This window comes from Geobacillus sp. FSL K6-3411 (genome assembly GCF_037965715.1).
GTDB classification, from domain to species: Bacteria; Bacillota; Bacilli; order Bacillales; family Anoxybacillaceae; genus Geobacillus; species Geobacillus thermodenitrificans.
This window is the reverse complement of sequence record NZ_CP150187.1, coordinates 859,203-881,023: the sequence shown is the minus strand read 5'-3', so window position 1 is coordinate 881,023 and position 21,821 is coordinate 859,203. Positions and strand designations below refer to the sequence as shown.

The 21,821-nt window shown below is 50.8% G+C and carries 26 protein-coding genes; 15 read left to right on the top strand and 11 right to left on the bottom strand.

The genetic code is table 11. The annotated features are described in order from the left end of the window. The first annotated feature begins 61 nt into the window (after positions 1-61). Positions 62-826 carry a hypothetical protein gene (locus NSQ22_RS04465; RefSeq protein ID WP_081157062.1) on the top strand — a complete coding sequence of 255 codons (765 nt, stop codon included), beginning with the start codon at positions 62-64 and terminating at the stop codon, positions 824-826. Between the two features lie 187 nt (positions 827-1,013). Here the strand turns inward: NSQ22_RS04465 and NSQ22_RS04460 are convergent, their stop codons facing one another. Further along, entirely contained in the window at positions 1,014-1,364 is a 351-nt protein-coding gene (locus NSQ22_RS04460; protein WP_029761542.1) for a DUF1360 domain-containing protein, read from the bottom strand. Positions 1,365-1,533: 169 nt separating this feature from the next. On the opposite strand from NSQ22_RS04460, the gene NSQ22_RS04455 reads away from it, so the two are divergent. From NSQ22_RS04455 to NSQ22_RS04430, 6 genes are all read left to right on the top strand, one after another. After that, positions 1,534-1,869: a hypothetical protein gene (locus tag NSQ22_RS04455; RefSeq protein ID WP_008878945.1), complete on the top strand. Its 336-nt coding sequence runs from the start codon at positions 1,534-1,536 to the stop codon at positions 1,867-1,869. Then, on the top strand, positions 1,853-1,990 hold the full coding sequence (locus NSQ22_RS04450) for a hypothetical protein (RefSeq protein WP_190300614.1): 138 nt from the start codon (positions 1,853-1,855) through the stop codon (positions 1,988-1,990). The genes NSQ22_RS04455 and NSQ22_RS04450 overlap by 17 nt, the downstream gene beginning before the upstream one ends. Positions 1,991-2,069: 79 nt before the next feature. Then, positions 2,070-2,336, top strand: a complete 267-nt coding sequence (locus NSQ22_RS04445; RefSeq protein ID WP_011886955.1) for a hypothetical protein — start codon at positions 2,070-2,072, stop codon at positions 2,334-2,336. Between the two features lie 206 nt (positions 2,337-2,542). Beyond that, positions 2,543-3,826: a UDP-glucose/GDP-mannose dehydrogenase family protein gene (locus NSQ22_RS04440; protein ID WP_029761540.1), complete on the top strand. Its 1,284-nt coding sequence runs from the start codon at positions 2,543-2,545 to the stop codon at positions 3,824-3,826. Next, positions 3,823-4,779 carry an NAD-dependent epimerase/dehydratase family protein gene (locus NSQ22_RS04435; protein ID WP_008878947.1) on the top strand — a complete coding sequence of 319 codons (957 nt, stop codon included), beginning with the start codon at positions 3,823-3,825 and terminating at the stop codon, positions 4,777-4,779. The genes NSQ22_RS04440 and NSQ22_RS04435 overlap by 4 nt, the downstream gene beginning before the upstream one ends. Then, a complete protein-coding gene (locus tag NSQ22_RS04430) occupies positions 4,776-5,939 on the top strand; it encodes a glycosyltransferase family 4 protein (protein ID WP_011886954.1) in 1,164 nt (387 codons plus the stop codon). The genes NSQ22_RS04435 and NSQ22_RS04430 overlap by 4 nt, the downstream gene beginning before the upstream one ends. A 74-nt stretch (positions 5,940-6,013) precedes the next feature. On the opposite strand, the gene NSQ22_RS04425 is transcribed toward NSQ22_RS04430, so the two are convergent. Genes NSQ22_RS04425 through NSQ22_RS04415 form a run of 3 tightly spaced genes read right to left on the bottom strand, consistent with a single transcriptional unit; the run spans position 6,014 to position 8,805 of the window. Further along, entirely contained in the window at positions 6,014-6,631 is a 618-nt protein-coding gene (locus NSQ22_RS04425; RefSeq protein ID WP_008878949.1) for a hypothetical protein, read from the bottom strand. A 9-nt stretch (positions 6,632-6,640) separates the two neighbouring features. Then, positions 6,641-7,660 (bottom strand): CotS family spore coat protein, encoded by a 1,020-nt coding sequence (locus NSQ22_RS04420; RefSeq protein WP_008878950.1) that lies wholly within the window; start codon positions 7,658-7,660, stop codon positions 6,641-6,643. Between the two features lie 5 nt (positions 7,661-7,665). Next, positions 7,666-8,805: a glycosyltransferase family 4 protein gene (locus NSQ22_RS04415; RefSeq protein WP_008878951.1), complete on the bottom strand. Its 1,140-nt coding sequence runs from the start codon at positions 8,803-8,805 to the stop codon at positions 7,666-7,668. A gap of 232 nt (positions 8,806-9,037) precedes the next feature. On the opposite strand from NSQ22_RS04415, the gene NSQ22_RS04410 reads away from it, so the two are divergent. Then, positions 9,038-10,084 (top strand): CotS family spore coat protein, encoded by a 1,047-nt coding sequence (locus NSQ22_RS04410; RefSeq protein WP_233129478.1) that lies wholly within the window; start codon positions 9,038-9,040, stop codon positions 10,082-10,084. Between the two features lie 168 nt (positions 10,085-10,252). Here NSQ22_RS04410 and NSQ22_RS04405 read toward each other — a convergent pair whose 3' ends face one another. Then, on the bottom strand, positions 10,253-10,660 hold the full coding sequence (locus tag NSQ22_RS04405) for a CotO family spore coat protein (protein WP_081157058.1): 408 nt from the start codon (positions 10,658-10,660) through the stop codon (positions 10,253-10,255). Positions 10,661-10,778: 118 nt separating this feature from the next. Further along, entirely contained in the window at positions 10,779-11,555 is a 777-nt protein-coding gene (fabI, locus tag NSQ22_RS04400; protein WP_008878954.1) for an enoyl-ACP reductase FabI, read from the bottom strand. 199 nt (positions 11,556-11,754) lie between these two features. Here fabI and NSQ22_RS04395 point away from each other — a divergent pair, with 199 nt between their 5' ends. Continuing rightward, positions 11,755-12,933, top strand: coding sequence for an FtsW/RodA/SpoVE family cell cycle protein (locus NSQ22_RS04395; RefSeq protein WP_041264261.1), 1,179 nt, complete (start codon positions 11,755-11,757; stop codon positions 12,931-12,933). Positions 12,934-13,050: 117 nt separating this feature from the next. After that, positions 13,051-13,788 (top strand): bis(5'-nucleosyl)-tetraphosphatase PrpE, encoded by a 738-nt coding sequence (gene prpE / locus NSQ22_RS04390; protein ID WP_011886949.1) that lies wholly within the window; start codon positions 13,051-13,053, stop codon positions 13,786-13,788. 8 nt (positions 13,789-13,796) lie between these two features. Here the strand turns inward: prpE and NSQ22_RS04385 are convergent, their stop codons facing one another. The 4 genes from NSQ22_RS04385 to NSQ22_RS04370 form a co-directional block, all read right to left on the bottom strand. Continuing rightward, positions 13,797-14,696, bottom strand: coding sequence for an RluA family pseudouridine synthase (locus NSQ22_RS04385; RefSeq protein ID WP_011886948.1), 900 nt, complete (start codon positions 14,694-14,696; stop codon positions 13,797-13,799). Positions 14,697-14,811: 115 nt separating this feature from the next. Further along, the gene (locus NSQ22_RS04380; protein WP_081157056.1) at positions 14,812-15,627 is read right to left on the bottom strand and encodes an NAD kinase; all 816 of its coding nucleotides are present in this window, start codon (positions 15,625-15,627) and stop codon (positions 14,812-14,814) included. Continuing rightward, complete coding sequence (locus tag NSQ22_RS04375) at positions 15,624-16,262, bottom strand: GTP pyrophosphokinase family protein (protein ID WP_029761535.1); 639 nt, start codon at positions 16,260-16,262, stop codon at positions 15,624-15,626. The genes NSQ22_RS04380 and NSQ22_RS04375 overlap by 4 nt, the downstream gene beginning before the upstream one ends. A 126-nt stretch (positions 16,263-16,388) precedes the next feature. Continuing rightward, a complete protein-coding gene (locus tag NSQ22_RS04370; RefSeq protein WP_029761534.1) occupies positions 16,389-16,766 on the bottom strand; it encodes a hypothetical protein in 378 nt (125 codons plus the stop codon). 134 nt (positions 16,767-16,900) lie between these two features. Here NSQ22_RS04370 and NSQ22_RS04365 point away from each other — a divergent pair, with 134 nt between their 5' ends. From NSQ22_RS04365 to NSQ22_RS04345, 5 genes are all read left to right on the top strand, one after another. Beyond that, complete coding sequence (locus NSQ22_RS04365; RefSeq protein WP_008878961.1) at positions 16,901-17,488, top strand: CYTH domain-containing protein; 588 nt, start codon at positions 16,901-16,903, stop codon at positions 17,486-17,488. Further along, positions 17,488-18,096 (top strand): lytic transglycosylase domain-containing protein, encoded by a 609-nt coding sequence (locus NSQ22_RS04360; RefSeq protein ID WP_029761533.1) that lies wholly within the window; start codon positions 17,488-17,490, stop codon positions 18,094-18,096. Before NSQ22_RS04365 ends, NSQ22_RS04360 begins: the two co-directional genes overlap by 1 nt. Before the next feature lie 101 nt (positions 18,097-18,197). Continuing rightward, positions 18,198-18,611 (top strand): globin, encoded by a 414-nt coding sequence (locus tag NSQ22_RS04355; protein ID WP_008878963.1) that lies wholly within the window; start codon positions 18,198-18,200, stop codon positions 18,609-18,611. Next, positions 18,604-19,497: a ClpXP adapter protein SpxH gene (gene spxH, locus NSQ22_RS04350; RefSeq protein ID WP_081157054.1), complete on the top strand. Its 894-nt coding sequence runs from the start codon at positions 18,604-18,606 to the stop codon at positions 19,495-19,497. Before NSQ22_RS04355 ends, spxH begins: the two co-directional genes overlap by 8 nt. Positions 19,498-19,768: 271 nt before the next feature. Further along, entirely contained in the window at positions 19,769-19,966 is a 198-nt protein-coding gene (locus NSQ22_RS04345; protein ID WP_011886943.1) for a hypothetical protein, read from the top strand. A gap of 13 nt (positions 19,967-19,979) precedes the next feature. On the opposite strand, the gene pepF is transcribed toward NSQ22_RS04345, so the two are convergent. Continuing rightward, complete coding sequence (pepF, locus tag NSQ22_RS04340) at positions 19,980-21,803, bottom strand: oligoendopeptidase F (RefSeq protein WP_011886942.1); 1,824 nt, start codon at positions 21,801-21,803, stop codon at positions 19,980-19,982. Between the last annotated feature and the right edge of the window lie 18 nt (positions 21,804-21,821).

Sequence of the window (21,821 nt, the reverse complement as noted above, 5' to 3'; positions counted from 1 at the left end):
TTTTATATGGCATTTGCCGGCCGTGCGTACATAAGATAAAAATGGAAGGGGTGGAAAGCAAGTGAAAAACACGAACGATGACCAACACCTCCGTCTGCAGCAGCAAATCATCCACTACCGCTCGGAAGCCGCCTCATGCAAGGAACAGTTGCAGCAACTTGAAGCCGAGCTGGCCAAGGAAAAAATGCGTAGCGCCTACTGGAAAGAAAAGTTCCGTGAAGCAGAAACGACCAATGTTGAAACGTATAAGAAGAAAATCGCCGCCTTGGAACGCCAGCTGTTGATGTACGAAATCGCTTTGGAAGAGACAGAACATCAGCGCTCTGAATGGCAACAAACAATGGCTGAACCGGTTGCCTCGGTCTCGGCGCTGTTTCACTATTCTATTGTCATTCCGCCACATCTTGACGAAGAAGAAATGACCGTGATCGGTGATTTCATCATTCGCAACAGCGGGACAACACCACTTCACCATCTCATTGTTTGCCTCCGTCTCTCGCCGCCGAAAATAGCAGTACTGAGCGGAAAAATTGTGCTGCCCCAAAGCGCCCGTGCGGAACAGGAACTGCTTGCCGGAAACAGCGGAGAAAGCTGGACGTTCATCCAAGAAAACTGGCGAGAGAAAGTGCGGCAAAACGGCGAATATTGGATCGCCCCGCTCCATGGTTCTCCGCTCGAACCCGGAGAAGAACGGCGTTTTTCCCAATTTGAGATCGCCGTCCGCCCATCCGGTAGCGCTCGATCGCTGACAGTCGATGGTTTTGTGTATTGCTCTGAATTGCCAAAAGGCGTACCCGCAGCCAACCATATCGCCATCCAATGGTAAACGGTTCTTTCCTTCGCTTCACATCGCTCGGCGGCGCGTCTTCTTTTCTTAGCCGGCCTGCTCTTAGGCCGGTTTTCTCATTCCTGAGGTGAACGGTGTCCCCTTCTCGTCAAACAGCTATTGACAATCGGTCGCATCAATGGTCAATCCTCATTGGCCGATCGCGGCCTAAGTCGGCAATGTCTCTCTATGAGAGCCATTTGCCGACAACCGTCTCAATGATCGCTGCCCCGCCGGCAATGGCAAGCAACACGATGAGCGGTTGAAAAACGCCCGGCCACAGCGTAATACCAGCGTAACAAAACGCTGCACACCATATCCCAGTGCACCAGTAGCAGCTCAACAATTCGCCGAACCAGCGGCGCACCCCGTTTCCCTTCAAAACGAGAAATACTTCCTTTCTTCCATCCGGAAGCTCCTCTTCCACCCATTCATGGAAAGGCTGACGCAGCCAGTTGGTGATCGTATCATACACGATGAGCCTCGTCAGGCGGAAGCTAGCCAAACAAAGAAGAACAAACGAAAACGGACTATCCACATTCCTCCCCCTCTCCACTCCCCATGACCGCAAAAGGAAGTCTCTTTTCCCCTTCTCTTTCATGTAGCGGCGGGCGAATTCGTCTTCGTACGGACGTTTACCCAAACGCTCTCCTACGCCAATCATATGATGAAGTATAGGTTTTTAACACAAGAAAGGAGGCGACACAATGTATCATGTATTTTTCGAGCGGCGACCGACCCGACGACCAACCCAGCAGCCGGTTCGCCCCCAACTGCCCCAACTGCCTGGCGCTCTTTACGAACAGTTAACTGCGCTCCTGCCCGACACTGAAGTGAACGTGCACACTGCGAATGAGACGTATTACAATGCGCTTTTTCTCGGTTTCGAGCCGCAGACAAACACCGTTTCGCTGTTGGTTGACCGTTTTTACGAAGATGGAGGGCACACGCTTACCCTCGATGCAACCACGATCACTGCAATCGATCTCCCTGCTTCCATGCAGTCATCCTCATCAACGAATTTGGATGACGAGGTGGAATAACGAGAGAAAACAACATCGCCGGCTGGCGTCCAAACAGCGCAGCCGGCGCTTCATTTTAGGCAGTGCCGTCTTCTCGCTGACTAGTGCGCTTGTCTACACCATTTCTTTTTCTCTTACATAAACTGTTACTAATCGACCATTGCGCTAAGAGGAACTGACGATCTCGCCTGTTATTTGATGTTTTCAACAATTACAGCCTGTTGGAAATCGAAACTGACGTCATCGGCGAACGGAAGAACGAAAAGATATGGCTTATACAAAAAAGAAAAACAGGCCAGCGGTACGTGCTCAAGCAGCTAAATGAGGCGCAAACCGATTTTCCCCTCTTGCTTCATTCCAAACGATACGAGACAGGATTTCATGCCCCTAAATTTTCTAAACTAAAACAAAGCAATATTATGTTCATCGAAAAAACCGCTATTACTATTGGATGGACTTATGGCTCCGGCAAGCCTCTTGTCCCATAACCGACCGCGGGGATGATCACCTTTTTGACCACCACTCCCCCTCCTTGTCCTCTATATCCTTGTCGTATTCGTTTCCGAATGACATGGGAGATTGTCTTCCCAAAATAGGCTGCTTTATTTCCGGCGTTTTAGGCGCTTGCCATAGCAAACAAAACTTGTCCGTTAATACGCTATAAAAGAAGATTTCGTGAAGGAGGCCTATTAGCATGAATATCTGCATCATCGGCGCTGGCTACGTCGGACTGACCACTGCAGCCGTCCTCGCTGAACTTGGGCATGAGGTGCATTGCATCGACCATGATGAACGGAAAATTCACCTGCTCAACAACGGAGAAGTTCCGTTTTATGAGCCGGGATTAGAAGAGTTAATCACTAAAAATTGTAACTATTTAACATTTAGCGGCCGCTGGGATTATATTAAACGGGCGGCCGTCATTGTCATTTGCGTCGGCACTCCGCCGCGGCCGGACGGCAGCGCCGACTTACGCTATATCGAAGCGGTGCTCGACCGTTTAGCCGCCACGATCGAATCGTACAAAACGATCGTCACAAAAAGCACTGTCCCTCCGGGGACGAATGAATGGATGCGCGCTGAACTCATCCGAAAAGGAGTAGCCCCACATTTATTCCGCATCGTATCCAATCCGGAGTTTTTGCGCGAAGGGTCGGCTGTTTACGATATGTTTCATCCGGACAAAATCGTTGTCGGCCTCGAGCCGGATGACGATCGGTCGCTTGCTGTCGTGCAGACCATGTATGCCGGCATCAACGCTCCTTACGTCACGACAAGCCTCACCGGGGCGGAACTGATCAAATATGCCGCCAACGCCTTTTTAGCAACCAAAATATCCTTTATCAACGAAATGGCGCGCATTTGCGACGCATTTGCCGTCGATATCAACGACGTCGCCCGCGGGATTGGCTTCGACCCGCGCATAGGACCGCATTTTTTGCAAGCTGGTCTCGGCTATGGAGGCTCCTGCTTCCCCAAGGATGTGAAAGCACTCGAACATGCAGCGCGCTCGCGTGATGTCGAGCCCCGCTTGCTACAGGCAGTCCAATCTGTCAACGCCACTCAAATTGACGTTTGTCTCAACAAACTGAATAAAGAGCTTGCTCCGTTGAACGGTAAAAAAATAGCCGTGCTTGGCATCGCCTTTAAGCCGAATACAGACGATACTCGCTTTTCCCCCGCCGAAGCGCTCATCCGTCAGTTAAGTGGATCGGGCTGCACGGTCGCTGCCTACGATCCGAAGGCGACGCTAACGGCGCCGCTTGCCAATGTCATACAAGTACAATCGGTGCACGAAGCGATCCAAGACGCAGATGCCCTGATCATCGCCACCGACTGGGACGAATTTCGCACACTTGACTGGTCAGAAGTGAAAGCGGCAATGAACGGGACACTCGTCTTTGACGGACGAAATTGCTTAGATCGCCGCGCTGTCGAACAAAGCGGCTTGCGCTACGTGGGGGTGGGACGTCCATGAACATTCTCGTCACTGGAGCGGCCGGATTTATCGGCTCTCATTTATGTGAAAAACTGCTCGAAAACGATCAACACCAAGTCATCGGCGTCGACGGCTTTATCGGGCCAACACCGGCGCCGCTGAAGATGAAAAACATCGCCCATTTGCAATCCCATCCGCGGTTTACGTTGGTTGAGACGGATTTGCTGACAGCCGACTTGCCAGCATTGTTAAAAGATGTGGAAGCCGTATACCATTTAGCCGGTATGCCCGGCGTGCGAACAAGCTGGGGAACGGACTTTGCCGACTATGCAGTGCACAACATTTCCGTTACACAACGGCTGTTGGAAGCGTGCAAAGACTTGCCCCTCAAACGGTTCATCTATGCTTCAACCTCGTCCGTTTACGGTGAACGGAGTGGTCCGCTGTCGGAAACACTCGAACCAGTTCCGCTCTCTCCATACGGCATTACAAAGCTCACAGGCGAGCATTTATGCCGCGTCTATTTCCGCGAGTTTGCCGTACCAGTTGTCATTTTGCGCTATTTTACCGTTTACGGGCCACGCCAACGCCCCGATATGTCGTTCCACCGCTTTATTCGCCAACTGCTCGCTGGTCAGCCGCTCACCGTATTCGGCGACGGAACGCAATCGCGCGATTTCACCTATATTTCCGATTGCATCGACGGGACGGCAGCCGCGCTCGAACGAGATCATGTAATCGGGGAAACGATCAACATCGGCGGGAAAGAACGTGCATCCGTGAATGATGTGATTCACTTGCTTGAAGTGTTGACCGGAAGAAAGGCGACGATCCACTATACGTCCGCCGCCCGCGGGGAGCCGAAACAGACATGGGCCGACTTGACAAAAGCAGAACAGCTGCTCGCATACGAACCGACTATCACGCTCATAGATGGATTGCAAAAAGAAATCGAATACATCCGTTCGTTATACAAGGGTGAGCAGCCATGAACATCGCCTACGTTTGCACGGAAAAACTGCCTTCACCAGCAATAAAGGGCGGTGCGATTCAAGTCATGATTGACGGAATCGCACCGTTCATTGCCCGCTCCCACAAACTAACCATTTTTTCTGTAGCCGATCCGCTCTTGCCATCTGAAGAGACGGTCGAAAACATCCACTATATCCGTTTTCCGAAGATGACATACGAAGCCGATGTAGCGCGCGCGCTAGCTGCAAACCGTTTCGACGTCGTCCACGTGTTCAATCGCCCTGCGCCTCTCGCTAGTTACCAAACCGCAGCACCGCACAGCGCCTTTGTGCTGAGTCTCCATAACGACATGTTTTCGCCGCTGAAAATCACGCCGACGGAAGCTGAACGGGCACTGATGGCTTGTACGCGGCTTACCGCCGTTAGCGAATATATTAAACGGACAGTGACAGGACGCTATCCGGTCGATCCTCAAAAAATTAACGTGATTTATTCCGGAGTGGACTTAGATCAATACGTTCCGGTTTGGACGGAAGAAGGGGCGCGCATCCGCCAATCTTTGCGTGAGGAACATGGACTCGTCGACAAAAAAGTCATTTTATTTATCGGTCGTCTTAGCAAAACAAAAGGCCCACATGTCCTGATTCACTCCTTGCCGTCCCTGCTGACACGCCATCCCGAGGCAGTGCTTGTCATCACTGGTGGGAAGTGGTTTAGCGACAACAGCCGAAACGAATATATTGATTGGTTGCATCAACTCGCTGCGCCGTTAGGTGACCACGTCATCTTCACGAATTACATTCCGCACTTTCATATTCCAAAACTGCTGTTAATGGCCGATGTATTTGTATGCAGCTCCCAATGGCACGAGCCGCTCGCCCGCGTCCATTACGAAGCGATGGCCGCTGGCATTCCAGTCGTGACGACCAACCGCGGTGGCAACGCCGAAATCGTCCGACACGGACAAACGGGCATCGTCATTGATGATTACACGAACAAGCAAGCCTTTGCCGAGGCCATCAGCTACATGCTTGAACAAAAAGAACATGCCGAACGCATGGCCAAAACAGCACGAAAACTTGTGGAAACACATTTTCAGTTCAAACATGTCGCCAGCCGTCTTGAGGCTGTTTATGCGGAAGCGCTCGCCAGCCATAAGAGCCAAACTTCTTCCCTCTAGCAGCAATGCCTTCTGGGTATACAGAACAGACAAAAACAAAGGATGCCCGCCCTATGAGGCAGCATCCTTTTGTCTTATCCAATCGCAAACATATTGCTTCTTTTGTTTGTCCCGGCTGCTTTTGGACGGTTGGCATAGGTGGAAGAAAGAACAAATGGAACGGCCACCTGCCGCTGAACTGCCTGTTGCAAAGCCTTTTTGCTCTCTTGCTCTGCTAGCTGACGCTGTTTTTGTCCACTGTCTGCTACCGATTGCTTCACTAGCTCCAGTATTTCGCTTTGAACCTCGTTCGTCTTCCATTTCTCCTGCTGGCTCTGTTTTTGAAGGGTATCGTCTGCTGCTTGTTTCACTGACACCAGCTCTTCGTTTTGAACCGTCTTTTTCAGCCGTGTTTCCCGACGGCTTTCTTTTTTCCGCTTAACGGTTCGCTTTTCTTTTTTGCTCTTCTCCAGTTGCCTTAGTGGCAGCGGGATAACAGCTTCTTGTCCTTCCCCTTCCGTGCCCAACTCAACAAGGACAGGCGGCAAGTCAACGTCTGTTTCCTCTTCTTCCTCGTCTTCCCCTTCTTCCTCTAATCCAAGCAATAGCTGATCGAAAAACTCATCATCTTCTATCCATCCCCATCCCATCGGCCCAGGCGGGGAAAAACGAAACGGCTGCAAATCGAGTTTCGGAATGTGGTCCAACCTCATGCACCTCCTTTACAAAAGCGATGGCAGCGGCGTGCGGCGGAGCGCGTCTTGTTTTGACCGCTCAACCGTAATAGCCGTCTGTATCTCCCACATATATTTTTCATCTGACCAATTGTCTTTCGCCTTTAAATAATACTTGCGGGCGACAGAAGCAAACAAGTGTGGAAACAACAGCTCCGCTTCGAGCAGCCTGTATTGATCGTCGGTAAGCGGATGGACGCGATGGTACGCTTGCAGAAGCCGTGCAGCCAGTTCTTCATCCCACACCGCCATCTTTTTCATGATTTTATGGAGCAGCACTTGAATGTCGCGCACCGGCAAGTCGATGACGACTGCGGGAAGATAACTCATCATCATCGTCTCCTCCGTTTCGATAAGGTGTGACAAGGAAATATCTTTATGGATAAATCCTGTCCACCGGTTCGGTCCGGCTGTCCATTCAGCGTAGGCGTCGCTCTCTAGTTGCTTGGTCGCCTCTTCAGCTGCGGCGATCATTGCGTCAGCGGCTTCAAAAAACAGGACAGAAAACGGATCATCGGCAAATGCGGCTGCCATTTTCTTGTAGCCAGACAGCTCTTGCAATTTCCAAGTATACGCCTTTGGCCACTTTCCAAGCCGGTTTCGTTTTTTCGCCTTCGAGCTTGGAGAAAACTGTTGCGAGGCGGCGTGGAACAAACCAAGAAATTCGAACGCATTTTCAAGCTGTTCGACATTGTAATAGCCCACTTCCTTGCCACTGACGGCATCGTATAGCGCGTATGCCTGCTCCCCTCCTGCGACGCATAGACCGCCGTTTTTCGTCCGGCATAACGGGGCAATCGGAAACTGCCGCTGCTGCAAATGCCAATGCGCCTCGGCATAAAACAGCATCCGCTCCGGCAGCGTCGCCCGTTGCCGCAACACTTTCTCTCCCTCATCTGTAGCAACCGTCCAGACCGTTTCCTTCGGCCGCATCACCTGAAGCTCAATCTGCTCAACTTCGTACGGATACAGTTCGAGTACTTTGTCAGCAATCCATTGTGACTGCAACCGCTTTACCCCCTTTCTTCCCCGTAAGCGCGCAACAACTTCGCGGCTACCACTTCCCAGTTGAATTCCCGTTCGACCTTCTGCCGCCCGTATTTGCCCATTTGGATGGAAGATGATGGTTCGTCAAACAGCTTATTAATGAGTGCTGCGTACGCTTCAGGGTTGCTGAAATCTTTGACGATATAACCATTTTTGCCGTTCTCAATCACCTCGGGGTTTCCCCCGCGATTGCTCGTAATGATCGGCAGCCCGGCCGCCATCGCCTCATAATGAACGCGTGCCAATGGCTCTTGCCACTGGGACGGGCAAACGAACAAATCAGCCATCGTGTACAGCTGTGGAATTTGCTCCGGCTTGACAAATTGAATGAACATCGCATTGTTTTCGTACATCGCCCCAAGGGTATACAAGTAACGGACGTAGCTGTTCACCTCGTTGTCGCCAAACCATTTCGAGCCGACAAACACGATCACCGCTTCTGGGTGCTTTTTGATGATTGACGGCAACGCCTCAAGAAGCAAATGGGCGCCTTTCACTTTGCTTAATCGCCCGACAAACAGCACAACTTTTCTTCCCTCGAGCCCGAGCTCACGGCGGATAGCCGCATAGATTTTCTCCCCTTGCGCTGTCCATTTCGGTTGGAACGTCTCGACATCGACCCCTGAATAAACGGTCGCTACTTTTCCAATCGCCTGTGGAAAGCGATCGCAAATGGTCATCTTGATATAGTCACTCACAGTTACAATTTGTTTGACTGCGTTGATACAATCGACTCCTTCGGCATAGGAAATTTTATCGTCGCGGAACATTTCATTATGGATGCTTAACACAAGAGCACTGTCTGGTGAAGCTTCACGGATGTGGCGAATCCAGCGCGGCCGATTGCATACGTGAATGACGTCATACGTTTCCGTGCGCAAATGGTTGGCCACTTCTTGTATATATGTTTCTTGGGAGAAACGTCGATAGGATACCCCATTTTTGTTTTTCTCCACGTCCGGCAGATCACGGTCGCGAATCGACAACACAGTGACGTCGTGTTTTCGCGCCATGATCGCCGCTGTCGCATCGAGATAAATTTGTGTCGCCCCTCCCCGGATGGGCGGCACTGGCAGTTTTTCCGTCGCAATCATGGCGATTTTCATGAAATTTCCCCCGTCTTCTAAAAAAGTTCAGGCAAAAGTTTGTTTTTATATCATACGTGTGCTCCTTTCCCACTGTGCATGCCTATGCAGCAAACGGGCATCCGTCAAACGCCCTTCTAGGTGATGAACCGGCTGGACGTTCACCCATTTTTTTTAACTCGGGATAAATGGCTATAGACAGCAGCCGTCATCGACCATACAGTAGAAAAAAAAAGGAAAGCAGGGACTGATGATGGCTGATCAAACCGTTTATTCAACCACGTCGCCAGTCACCAACGAACGGCTCGTCCACATGGCGCGGTTACTGTTAAAGCAGTGGGACGTCGAAGCCAAAGCGATTGACGTCATACAAAGCGGACAAATGGCACTCGTCTGGAAAGTGTATACCGATGACGGGCCGAAATGCCTAAAACGCATTCACCGTCCGAAAAAAAAGGCCCTCTTCTCGATTTACGCACAAGACACTTTGGCAAAAAAGGGGCTTTATGTTCCGCGCATCATTGAGACACGCAACCACCGCCTGTTTAAACAATACGGCCCGTTTTTATTTGTGCTGTACGACTGGATTGAAGGAACACCGTTTGATTTGAACGTCCACGACGATTTAATTGCTATGATCGAAGCCCTTGCTCATTTTCATGAGCAGTCAGTCGGCTACGAACCACCGCCCGGTGTTCCGGTATTCAGTAAACTCGGCAAATGGCCGAAGCATTATATGAAGCGATGCCGGCAACTCGAGGCATGGAAGCAGCTCGCCAAATTGGATCGCGACGATCCGTTTTCCCGCCTGTATTTGGCCGAAATCGACCGCTTTATTGAAAAAGGGGAGGAAGTGTTGCAACAACTACTAGAATCGTATTACGAGACATGGGTTGAGCAAATGAAGAAACGACCTTCACTTTGTCACCAAGACTATGGGACAGGGAACTCGCTGCGTGGAGAAGACGGAAACGTCTGGATCATCGATCTCGATACAACTGCCTTCGACTTGCCAATTCGCGATGTCCGTAAAATGATGGCACCGTTTCTTTTTGAAACAGACGAGAAAGGAAAAACAAAAGCCGATATCGTGCTTGAAGCGTATGAGGACGTGCGCCCGCTGACGAAAAAGGAAAAAAAGGTGCTGTTTATCGATCTACTGTTTCCGTATGATTTGCATGAGCTGGCGGTGGAAAAATATATCCGGAACGTGCCTATCACCGAAGCGGAACTGGCGGAAGCAATGGCTTATGAACAGGCAAAATGGGAGGAAATCGAGAGACGGCTCGATTCGTTGTAAAAAACGAGCGTTCCCAGAACGGCAGATGCCCCTAGGAACGCAGCTCACCACCGTAAGTCGGCGGACAATGCACAGCAACCAACATTTGTGCCCGCCGACTTCTTAACGTCTTAAACAACGGCATCGAGACAAAAAGATCTCCTGATTTCGAGGGGCATTGATCATCGATTATTGCACAAACCCGATCATCGTCACAGAAAGAAGCTGCGTGCGCTCGATGACCGTTTCGTCTCCTTGTTCATCGACGACCGTCAATTCGGTCGCCGTGCACCGTTTCAGCACCCCTTCATAGCTTTGCTCTTTCGTGGCAAATTCACATTTGAGCGGCGGCAAATGGGCAGGCAGATCCGTTAAAAAAGCAAGTTTCTCATCAAGCGTCATCGCTTGAAACTCCCTTTTTTTGACGAAAAACGTTCTCTGCTCCTCCCCAACCTGTTGAGCGACACCGTCCGTTTTCTTCTGGTGAGAGCGATTCGCCCATGTAAACGTTTCTTGCATATGCGCCACGGCCCGCATGTCCTTTGGCTGCACAATGTAAAGCAGCGGCTTTGTTTCTACAACTTTTTCTTTCCGCACGCCAATCCCCCTTTCACGCTTGCCTTACCTTTATATATGTATGCCTTCCATTCCGATAATTGCCCTCAGACGGACAAAAAACAGCCGCCCCACGTACTAGGGCGGCTGCCTCGTTTTTTTAGTATCCTAAAATATGGTATCCAGAGTCGACATGAATGATTTCCCCGGTGATGCCACGCGATAAATCGCTGAACAAAAACAGCGCTGCATCGCCGACTTCCTCTTGCGTCGTCGTCCGACGGAGCGGTGCGCGCTCCTCGATCTCTTTTAAAATCGAGTTGAAATCGCTCACTCCTTTGGCCGACAGCGTGCGAATAGGGCCTGCGGAAATGGCGTTGACGCGGATGCCGTATTTGCCTAAATCGTTTGCCAAGTATTTGACACTCGCATCCAACGACGCTTTCGCCACTCCCATGATATTGTAGTTTTGCACAACGCGCTCACCGCCTAAGTACGTGAGAGTGACGATGCTGCCGCCTTCGGTCATGAGCTCTTTCGCCTCGCGTGCCACCGCAGTGAGGGAATAGGCGCTAATATTATGAGCAAGCAAAAAGCCGTCGCGGCTCACCTTCATGTACTCGCCGCTTAAATCATCCTTATTGGCATAGGCGATGCAGTGGGCGACACCATGAATAACGCCGACTTGTTCTTTAATTTGCGCAAAACATTGAACGATGTCCTCGTCATTTGCCACATCGCACGGCAACAGAAGCGAACGTTCATCTTCCAACGTATCGACAAGCGCCCGTACTTCCTTTTCAAACCGCTCTCCGGCGTATGTAAATACGAGTCGGGCACCGGCAGCGTGGAGCGAACGGGCGATTCCCCAGGCGATGCTCCGCTTGTTCGCCACCCCCATGACGACATATGTACGTCCTTCCAATGATAATGTCATTCGTTCATCCTCCTAATTATTATTTAATATTAGCACCAGGTGTTAATTCTATTATAGGATATGCCGCGGACAATGTAAATGAGCTGCCGCTCTTTTGCTTCCCGCTTTCTTGGCGCCGACGACGATTTTTCCCACTTTGCAAAACAAGCCGAATTCGTTAATATGGTATATGGTACATTTAAATGGAGAGGATCGTTCCATGGATCATGATCGTTTTTCCCAATCGAAGCTCGATTACCACTTGTTGTTTGTTTTATTCTTAATGGCCGTCGTCAGCGCCATCGCCATCCATAGCGCGGAGGTGCTGTTGCCAGAGAAACTGCAAAATGTCAACTTCGCCGCCAAGCAGCTGCAATGGTACGCCATTGGTGCAGTCGTCATTGCCTTGACGATGATTATCGACTATGACCGTCTGTTTCAAATCGCTTGGTATTTGTATGGATTCGGGATGCTGCTATTGCTTGGCCTTGAGCTGAACGTCCCGGGGACTGTGACGGTCAAAGGGGCAACGAGCTGGTACAGCCTGCCGGGCGGGAACTTCCAGCCGTCTGAGCTGATGAAAATCTTTATGATCATCGTTCTCAGCCGTATCATTGTCAATCATCGGGAAAAATATCCCGATCCGACGGTTGGCGATGACTTCAAATTGCTCGGCAAAATCGCCGCTACTGTTTTGCCGCCACTCTTTTTGCTTGCTAAACAGCCGGATATGGGAATGTCGATGGTGTTTGTCGCCATCACCGCCACATTGGTGCTTATTTCCGGCATCCGTTGGCGCATTATTTTCGGCATCGTCTTTTCCGGAATGGCAGCTGTGGCGACGATAGTCTTTATTTACTTTTATTTTCCTGATTTCTTTCATCAATATATCATTAAAGAAGACTATCAGTTAAACCGATTTTACGGCTGGCTTGCCCCGTATGAGTATTCAAACGAACAAGGGTTCCAACTCGTCCGTTCGCTTATGGCCATCGGGTCAGGGGAATTGTATGGGAAAGGACTTGGCAATTTGCAAGTATACTTGCCTGAAGCACATACGGACTTTATTTTCGGCGTCATCGCCGAACAGTTCGGGTTTGTCGGCTCAAGCATCGTCGTCTCACTCTTCTTCCTGCTTGTCTATCGCCTTGTTCATACCGCGCTAGAGAGCAACGATTTGTACGGCAGCTGTTTATGCGCCGGTGTAGCGGGCATGATTACGTTTCAAGTGTTTCAAAACATCGGCATGACGATCGGACTCTTGCCAATTACGGGGCTGCCGCTGCCATTTATCAGTTACGGGGGAAGCTCGCTCGCCACTTATATGCTGGCCATTGGACTCGTCTTAAACGTCCATTCGCGGACAAGAAAATTTATGTTCGCTAGCGACGACGAATAGCCGCTTACTGCTTGCCGGTAAGCGGCTTTGCTTTTTTGCCTAACTCAAAATGTCTGTTCCTTCCGTCGGACGGGCACGCTGTTAGTAACTACACCCAACAGGAAAGGAGCACGCAACATGCACATCGACATCATCGGTGACATTCATGGTTGTTATCGCGAATTTACCGCATTAACGGAAAAACTCGGTTATGTATGGGACAAAGGGATACCGATTCATCCAGACGGTCGGAAGCTCGGTTTTGTCGGTGATTTGACTGACCGCGGTCCTGAGTCGCTGAAAATGATTGACATCGTCTGCGCCCTTGTCGACCGCAAGCTTGCCCACTATGTGCCCGGCAACCATTGCAATAAATTATACCGCTTTTTTTTAGGGCGAAATGTACAAGTCACCCACGGGCTCGAGACGACGGTCGCTGAGTACCGTGCTTTGCCTCCGAGCGAACAAGAGATGATCCGCCGCAAGTTCATTCGTCTATATGAAGGAGCACCGCTCTATGCTGTTTTAGATGAGGGACGCCTCGTCATCGCCCACGCCGGCATTCGCCACGATTATATCGGCCGGATGGATAAAAAAGTGAAGACGTTTGTCCTTTACGGCGACATCACGGGCGAAACGAACCCGGACGGTACACCTGTGCGCCGCGACTGGGCAAAACGGTATCGCGGCGATGCGTGGATCGTGTACGGCCACACTCCGGTGGAAAAACCGCGCTTTGTCGGTCGAACCGTCAACATCGACACAGGCTGTGTATTTGGCGGCGCGCTGACTGCGTTGCGTTATCCGGAGATGACGACGGTCTCTGTCCCATCGTCGATGCCGCACGTACCAGAAAAGTTCCGTACATTTTCTTGACCTGACTTTCACTTGCGCGCCGCCTCAATGAGGCGTGCCATATCATCGGGAAGCGGAGCGGTAAACGTATACAGCTGTCTGGCAAACGGGTGAAAAAAAGACAGCTGTCGGCTATGCAGCGCTTGGCGGCCGATCATCTCCCGGCTTCCTCCGTACAGCTCATCGCCGGCAAGCGGATGGCCAAGATAAGCCAAATGGACGCGGATCTGATGCGTACGCCCTGTCTCAAGCCGAAGCGAAACGTATGTATAGCCAGAAAGCCGCTCAAGCACACGGAAATGGGTGATGGCCCGCTTTCCATCCTCGCGCACTTCACGGGCGATGATGCTGTCGTTTTGCCGGCTGATCGGCGCGTCAATCGTCCCCTCCTCCTCGTCGATCACGCCATGGCACACGGCCTCATACGTGCGAGTAACTTGTCCTTTTTGCTGCAATGTCGACAGCAAATGATGAACATGGCGATGCTTCGCGACGAGTACAAGCCCGGACGTGTCGCGGTCAAGCCGAGTGATGATATGGACGGTCGAATCAAGCTGCTGCTGCCGATAATGATGCAATAGGCCATTGGCAAGCGTTCCGCCTGGGTGGTGGCGCGACGGAATCGTCGCCAACCCCGCCGGTTTGTTGACAACAAGGACGTACTCGTCTTCATACACGATATCTAGCGGCATCTCTTCAGGGTCCATCCAGTCGCTTGTCCTCTCCGGCGGAAAGACGACCGAGAGCGTCTCACCAGCGCGCAACACGTGGCGGACCGTGACTGGACGGCTATTAACGTAGAGCGCCCCACCGTGAAATTTAATATCGGTGAGCGCAGTCCGCGAAATGCCGTTCTCTTGCAAAAATTGACGCAGCAGTTTTCCATCATGCTGTTCATTGATTGAAAATGTCAACGTAAATGGCGGCAATGGTCGTCTACCTCTCTGTCTATAGTTGCAAATTTTCGCCGTTGGGCGGCGGGCTAATCCAACTCCAGCACGCCAGCTGAACGCTGATCAGGCAACAACAATCGGACATTTGTTGTCAGTCAGCGATAAACGAATCACGCACCCGCCGCCAAAACGGAAACGGTCGGAAGCGGGCGAAACGCACTTTTTCATCGGCGACCCGGCACTGAATCGATTTGACCTCTTTGTGCAATAGTGACAAATGGTCGATCGTAATTTGAAAATCGACATTGTTGACAGGCTTTAGCAGACACGTATGATGCGCCGGCAGCACGAGTGGCGAACCGATCGTCCGGAAGACGCGGTTGTTGATCGACGCCATCTCCGTCACTTGAATCGCTTCAAGCGATGGATGCAAAATCGCCCCGCCGAGCGCTTTATTATATGCCGTGCTGCCGGTCGGCGTCGAAATGCACAGCCCGTCACCGCGAAACCGTTCAAACAAGTCGCCGCGGATCTCAACATCCATGACGAGCGTGCCGCTGACACATTTCACCGTACATTCATTGAGCGCTAAATACTTCGCCTCGCTCCCGCCGTTAAGATAGCGGATCGTCACCTCAAGCAACGGATACTCAACGACCTGGTACGGCGTTTTGGCGATAGCGATGACGAGCTTTTCAATTTCTTCCGGCACCCAGTCAGCATAAAAACCGAGATGACCGGTATGGATGCCGACGAACGCCGTCTTGTCCAACCGGTGGCAATAGCGATGGAACGCGTATAAAAGCGTTCCATCCCCACCTACGGAAATGATTAAGTCAGGGGCCTCTTCATCGTAACGCAAGTTGAAATCAAGCAAATACGTTTTCATCTTCTGCGCGAGGGCGTTCGAAGTATCATCCCCTTTTGAGGTAATGGCAAACGCCAGCGGTGCGTCCGTTCGTTTCATTGCCCTTCCCCTTTTGCTTCTTGTTTTCGTGAAAAAGCAGCTTGCGCTTCTTGAATCTCGAAGCGTATTTTCGACATTTCCTCATCAAGGCGGTAGGCTGCTTCTGCCGCACGCTGCAGCCGTGCTTTAATATCTTCCGGAAAACGGCCGCTATATTTATAATTGAGCGAATGTTCGATCGTCGCCCAAAAATTCATCGCCAACGTGCGAATTTGAATTTCGGCCAAAATGTTTTTCTCGCCGTGAATCGTCTGCACCGGGTAGCGGATTACAATGTGATATGAGCGATAGCCGCTTTCTTTTTTTTGCGTGACATAATCACGCTCCTCAACGATCGTAAAATCGTTGCGTTGGCGCAGTAACTTGACAACCGTTTTAATATCATCGACAAACTGACACATAATACGCAGCCCTGCAATATCTTGCATCTCTTCCTCGAGGCGGTCGAGCGGGATGTTTTTCTTTTGTGCTTTATCTAAAATGCTGGCAATGGGCTTCACCCGCCCAGTGACAAATTCAATCGGCGAATGCGTCTCACTCATCTCAAACTGAGCACGAATCCCCCTTAATTTTACTTTCAACTCTTCGACCGCCTGTTTATACGGGGCTAAAAACAAATCCCAATGTTTTACCATTGTATCACCTGCCCACATGTTTTTCATCTGCTTCGGCCTCTGCCGCTCTTTTTGGAGCATTCAACGGCCTACTTGGAGACCTGCGCTCCAACCCCGTCCCCCCTTAAAGGCAGGCACCCGGCTTGCTTACTCGGCAAAAAACACTTCTTGCACCGCTTGTTCAAACGTCTCGCCATAATTGGCGTTGTCGCGAATATTTTCAAGCAAGTAAGCTAATTCTTCGCCAAACTGTTCGAGTTCGAGCGCCATCCCTTCGCTCTCAAGCCAGATCGGTTCACCCTCGGCAAATGCCGCTTTCAACTCTGGCCACCACTGTTTCGGAATGATGACATAAAGAAAACGGTCATCGGTTTCCAAAATGTACACAAACGCCAATGCATCCGAATCGACGAGCATATGGCGTTTTGGCGTTACATGGGCAAGCGGAACCGGGACATTGTCAGCGTACAGCCAAAGCCGACCGTCTTTCCGCTCCGCCCGTTCAACAGTCACTTTGTTGCTCATACTTTCTCTCCTTCCGCATCAACCATCCGCCCATTATTTTACCATATTCACCCTATGCAGACGAAATAATTGATATTCACCGCAAAACAACTGATAATAGAAAGAGACGATGTCTTGCTCGAAGGAGATCAATCATGTATCAAGAAGTGGAAATCGAATTAAAAAATTTGTTGACCGCAGCGGAATTCGACGCGGTTCGTGCTGCTTTCCGCCTCGATGATGGCGCTTTCCGTCGCCAAGAAAATCATTACTTTGACACCCCTTTGTTCGCCTTAAAAGAACAGGCGGCTGCATTGCGCATCCGGGTGAAAGACGGGCGCTTTACCTTGACGTTAAAACAAACGCAAACCGACGGAACGATCTTAGAAACGCACGAACCGCTCACGCCGTCCGAAGCAGAGGCATTGCTCGCCGGCGCAGCTCCACAGGGAGCGATCGCAGTACTGCTTAGGGAAATGAACGTCGACCCGCATGATGTCCGTTGCTTCGGCTCCCTCGTCACTGACCGTGCCGAATGGCCGCATGAAGGTGGCACGTTATGCCTTGACCATAACCGCTATTTGCAAAGCGAAGATTACGAACTTGAATATGAGACAGACAACGCTGAAGCGGGCGAAGAGCGATTTTTGCGCTTGCTCGGGACGCTCGGCATTCCACGCCGCCCGGCACCAAATAAAATCGCCCGCTTTTATGCACGCAAGTACGAAATGGAGGAAAGATGATGACCGTTTCACCGTTAAAACTGCTTGTCGAATGGCAATCACTCCAAACGCTCTCATCCAGGAGCTCAAGCTTATTGTCATCACCTGTTCCATCATTGTTTTCCAACTTGCTTGCCGAGTACCTCGAAAGCCAAGCGGAATCGTCAGCTCATGGGTTGCAGAATTCCACGCCTGCTAGCAGCAGCGATTCCACTAAACGGGACAGTCAGGCGACATCATCCTCGGTCGCGCCGTCTTCGATTGATGCGCTCATTGACGCTGCGGCCAAAAAATATGATGTCGACCCGCAGCTCGTCCGTGCTGTCATTCGCCACGAATCCAACTTCCGCCCGGACGCAAAAAGCCGAGCCGGGGCGCTTGGGTTAATGCAGCTCATGCCGAGCACGGCGAAAATGCTTGGGGTTGACAATCCGCTTGATCCTGCGCAAAACATCGACGGCGGGGTAAAATATTTGCGTCAGCTTCTTGACCGATACGACGGGAATACCACCCTTGCCTTGGCTGCTTATAACGCTGGGCCAGGCCGCGTCGACCGTTACGGCGGGGTCCCACCGTTTGCCGAAACGAAGGCGTACGTTGAGCGCGTACTGCGAAGCTATCGTGCGTAAATCGCCGTGTTCAAGTCACTTTGTTTGAGATAAACGTCTGCTGTTGATAAAATAGCAATCAAACGACGACGAATGACTTTCAAACAAAAGGAGCATCCGCAATGGGAGAACAATGGCAGACCCTTTATGAGGCGATCGGCGGAGAGGAAACGATTACGAAACTTGTCGAAGCGTTTTACCGACGCGTAGCCGCACATCCGGACTTGCGCCCGATTTTTCCGGACGATTTCACGGAAATCGCCCGTAAGCAGAAACAGTTTTTAACGCAATATTTGGGTGGGCCTCCGCTTTATACCGCCGAGCATGGCCACCCGATGATGCGGGCGCGTCATCTTCGGTTTGAAATTACACCGAAACGGGCGGAAGCATGGCTTGCCTGTATGCGAGCGGCGATGGATGAAATCGGCTTGTCCGGGCCGGCGCGCGAACAGTTTTATCACCGGCTTGTTCTCACCGCCCACCATATGGTCAATACCCCGGATCATTTGGACAGAAAGGAGCATTCCCTTGAATAAGAAGTTCGCTGGGAAAGCGGCGTCGTCTTATGCCCCTTCCCAGCCGCTAGGCAACACGAACAAACCGCTGGAGCTTTACTTATTTATTGATCCTTTATGCCCGGAATGCTGGGGGCTTGAACCGATCATCAAAAAGCTGAAGATTGAATACGGCCGTTTTTTTACCATAAGGTACGTATTGATCGGAAAGTGGGCGACATGGAACGCGCGCAAAGGAGCAAAATTGGAAGCGATGGCCAAGGCGTGGGAATGGACAGCTAGTCGCTCCGGCATGCCATGCGACGGAAGCGTCTGGCTGGAGAACCCGATCTCGAGTCCGTTTGCCCCATCACTCGCCATTAAAGCGGCGGAAATGCAAGGAAAACAGGCCGGCATTCGTTTTTTGCGCAAACTGCAGGAACAGCTGTTTCTCGAAAAACAAAACGTTGCTGACTTGAATGTACTGGCGGAATGTGCCGCCGAAGCCGGACTTGATGTGGATGAATTCCTGCGCGACATTCATTCACCAGGGGCAGCGAAAGCGCTCCAGTGTGATGTAAAAATCACCTCGGAAATGGATGTCGACGAAACGCCGACACTTGTGTTGTTTAATGAGAACATTGAAGACGAAGGCATAAAAATTTCCGGATGCTATCCGTACGACATTTACGTCGAATTAATCGCCGAAATGCTCGGCTTCCATCCCGAGCCGTCCTCTCCCCCTCCGCTCGAGTCATTTTTAAGCCATTTTAAATTTGTCGCCACGAAAGAAGTTGCCGTTGTGTACAACTGGACTATCCAAGAAGCGGAAACAGAAATGAAAAAGCTGCAGCTGAAGCAAAAAGTGGAGCGGGTGCCTGTCAAACACGGAACGTTTTGGCGCTATATCGAAGATGCGCGGTCTTAAACAAGAAGAAAGCCCGGCTGACGCCGGGCTTTCTTCTTGTTGTCAAGACAACAAAGGGGATGGGAGAAATTGTTCACGGTCAAACAAAGGGGTATCAGTTTTGTCTTCCGTTCACGCTTTTATCTTAACAAATGGCCACACAAATTGACAACCGCTTTGCTCGTTTGTTCACATTATTGTCATAATTGGCCTCGCCTTTGACACTTGTCATGATTACATAGCCAATGCACATATGATTCAATTAGAAGCAAACGAAAAGGGGCAGGCGTTTATGAAAAGACGAATCGTTTTATTCCTTTGGATCGTGGCTGTTGTGACTGCGTTTTTCCTCAATCTTTTAGGACTTATGCAACTGCTCCCTCTTTGGGCGACGATGCTTTTCTTGTTTCTCACATTGCTCGGGTTATTGACAGCTTGGAACCGCCGCCATCAGTTTAAAGGGTTTTCATCCAAACGGATGTGGCCATAACGCCACATCCTCTTTATTTTCCAAGCAAGCGCTCCATTTCTTCCAACTTCTCTGCAAACACTTGACACGCTTGACGAATCGGTTCAGCGCTCGTCATATCGACGCCAGCTTTTTTCAGCACCTCAATCGGATAATCAGAGCTTCCGGCTTTTAAAAACTCGATGTACCGTTTCACCGCCGGCTCGCCTTCCTCTAAAATCTGCTTGCTAAGCGCCGTTGCCGCGCTGAAGCCGGTCGCGTATTGATATACGTAATAGTTGTAATAAAAATGCGGGATGCGCGCCCATTCAAGACCAATTTCCTCATCAACCACCATATCATCGCCGAAATATTTTTTGTTCAGGTCATAATAGAGCGATGTGAGCGTCTGTGCTGTCAGCGCCTCTCCCTCCTGCGCCTTCAGATGGATCAAATGCTCGAATTCGGCAAACATCGTTTGTCGAAAGACGGTACCGCGGAATCCTTCAAGATAATGGTTCAGCAAGTATAGCCGTTTTTTCTCATCATCGATCGTTTTCAACAAATAATCGTTCAGCAATGCCTCATTGCATGTCGACGCCACTTCAGCGACAAAAATCGAATAATGAGCATACGGATACGGCTGCGTTTTGCGCGTATAGTAACTATGGACTGAGTGGCCGAACTCATGTACGAGCGTAAACAAGTTGTTCACATTATCTTGCCAGTTCAGCAAAATATACGGGTGGGTGCCATACGCTCCTGACGAATAGGCTCCACTTCGCTTTCCTTTATTTTCGCGCACATCGACCCATCGATTCTCAAGCCCTTCTTTGACGATCGACACATATTCCTCGCCAAGCGGCGCCAACCCGTCAAGCATATATTGCTTCGCTTCGTCGTATGTCACTTCCATTTTCACATCTTGCACGAGCGGAGTATATAAGTCATACATATGCAGCTCGTCAAGCCCTAGTACGCTTTTGCGCAGCCGCACATACCGGTGCAAAAGCGGTAAATGCTCATGAATTGTGGCAATTAAATTATCATAGACGCTTTCCGGTATATTGTTCGCATCTAACGCCGCTTCTCGTGCTGATTTGTAGCGGCGGACGCGAGCGAAAAAGTTGTCTTTTTTCACCGTGCCCGCAAGTGTGTTGGCAAACGTGTTCTGGAACTTCTCGTACGTATGGTATACTGCATGAAACGCATCGCGACGAACGCGGCGGTCGGTACTTTCTAAAAATCGGATAAACCGGCCGTGCGTCACTTCCACTTCATCCCCATTTTCGTCGCGAATCGTCGGGAACGTTAAGTCAGCGTTGTTTAACGCACTGAACGTCGACGATGTCGCCTGCATCACCTCAGCAGCCTGTGCCAACAGCGCTTCTTCTTCAGCGGACAAGACGTGCGGGCGCTGGCGCGTGATTTCGTCTAACGCGTGCTCATACAGCCGAAGCGGTTCGTATTGCTCTAAAAACGAACGCAGCACCGCTTCATCGATGGCTAAAATTTCCGGCACGATAAACGCCATCGCGCTCGATGCTTCGCTGTACAACCCTTTCGCCCTGTCGTCGAGCCCTTGGTAAAACGAGTTCGTCGTGTCTTGGTCATAGCGCATATGGGCGTATGTATACAGCTTGCCGAGACGCATCGATACTTCATCTTGGTATTGCAGCGCTTCATACATCACTTCCGGCGATTCGCCAAGCCGCCCTTTGTATTCGCTGATTTTTGGAATCATCGCCTTTACTTGCTGAAACTCCTGTTCCCACGCATCATCGGTTGGGAAAATGTCCTCGAGCCGCCACGTTTCCTCGACAGGGATTTCGCTCCGGGACGGGAGCGATTTCTTTGCCTTATTCTCTTCCACCGTCATAGTCCCTCCTTAAACAAT

Coding starts and splice junctions, on each gene's coding strand:
- NSQ22_RS04370 (WP_029761534.1), bottom strand. CDS start 16,766: ATGAGCAACAAAGTGACTGTTGAACGGGCGGAGCGGAAAGACGGTCGG.
- NSQ22_RS04380 (WP_081157056.1), bottom strand. CDS start 15,627: ATGAAACGAACGGACGCACCGCTGGCGTTTGCCATTACCTCAAAAGGG.
- prpE (WP_011886949.1), top strand. CDS start 13,051: ATGCACATCGACATCATCGGTGACATTCATGGTTGTTATCGCGAATTT.
- NSQ22_RS04415 (WP_008878951.1), bottom strand. CDS start 8,805: ATGAAAATCGCCATGATTGCGACGGAAAAACTGCCAGTGCCGCCCATC.
- NSQ22_RS04345 (WP_011886943.1), top strand. CDS start 19,769: ATGAAAAGACGAATCGTTTTATTCCTTTGGATCGTGGCTGTTGTGACT.
- pepF (WP_011886942.1), bottom strand. CDS start 21,803: ATGACGGTGGAAGAGAATAAGGCAAAGAAATCGCTCCCGTCCCGGAGC.
- NSQ22_RS04425 (WP_008878949.1), bottom strand. CDS start 6,631: ATGAGGTTGGACCACATTCCGAAACTCGATTTGCAGCCGTTTCGTTTT.
- NSQ22_RS04440 (WP_029761540.1), top strand. CDS start 2,543: ATGAATATCTGCATCATCGGCGCTGGCTACGTCGGACTGACCACTGCA.
- NSQ22_RS04435 (WP_008878947.1), top strand. CDS start 3,823: ATGAACATTCTCGTCACTGGAGCGGCCGGATTTATCGGCTCTCATTTA.
- NSQ22_RS04455 (WP_008878945.1), top strand. CDS start 1,534: ATGTATCATGTATTTTTCGAGCGGCGACCGACCCGACGACCAACCCAG.
- fabI (WP_008878954.1), bottom strand. CDS start 11,555: ATGACATTATCATTGGAAGGACGTACATATGTCGTCATGGGGGTGGCG.
- NSQ22_RS04430 (WP_011886954.1), top strand. CDS start 4,776: ATGAACATCGCCTACGTTTGCACGGAAAAACTGCCTTCACCAGCAATA.
- NSQ22_RS04360 (WP_029761533.1), top strand. CDS start 17,488: ATGACCGTTTCACCGTTAAAACTGCTTGTCGAATGGCAATCACTCCAA.
- NSQ22_RS04450 (WP_190300614.1), top strand. CDS start 1,853: ATGACGAGGTGGAATAACGAGAGAAAACAACATCGCCGGCTGGCGTCC.
- NSQ22_RS04355 (WP_008878963.1), top strand. CDS start 18,198: ATGGGAGAACAATGGCAGACCCTTTATGAGGCGATCGGCGGAGAGGAA.
- NSQ22_RS04365 (WP_008878961.1), top strand. CDS start 16,901: ATGTATCAAGAAGTGGAAATCGAATTAAAAAATTTGTTGACCGCAGCG.
- NSQ22_RS04395 (WP_041264261.1), top strand. CDS start 11,755: ATGGATCATGATCGTTTTTCCCAATCGAAGCTCGATTACCACTTGTTG.
- NSQ22_RS04410 (WP_233129478.1), top strand. CDS start 9,038: ATGGCTGATCAAACCGTTTATTCAACCACGTCGCCAGTCACCAACGAA.
- NSQ22_RS04375 (WP_029761535.1), bottom strand. CDS start 16,262: ATGGTAAAACATTGGGATTTGTTTTTAGCCCCGTATAAACAGGCGGTC.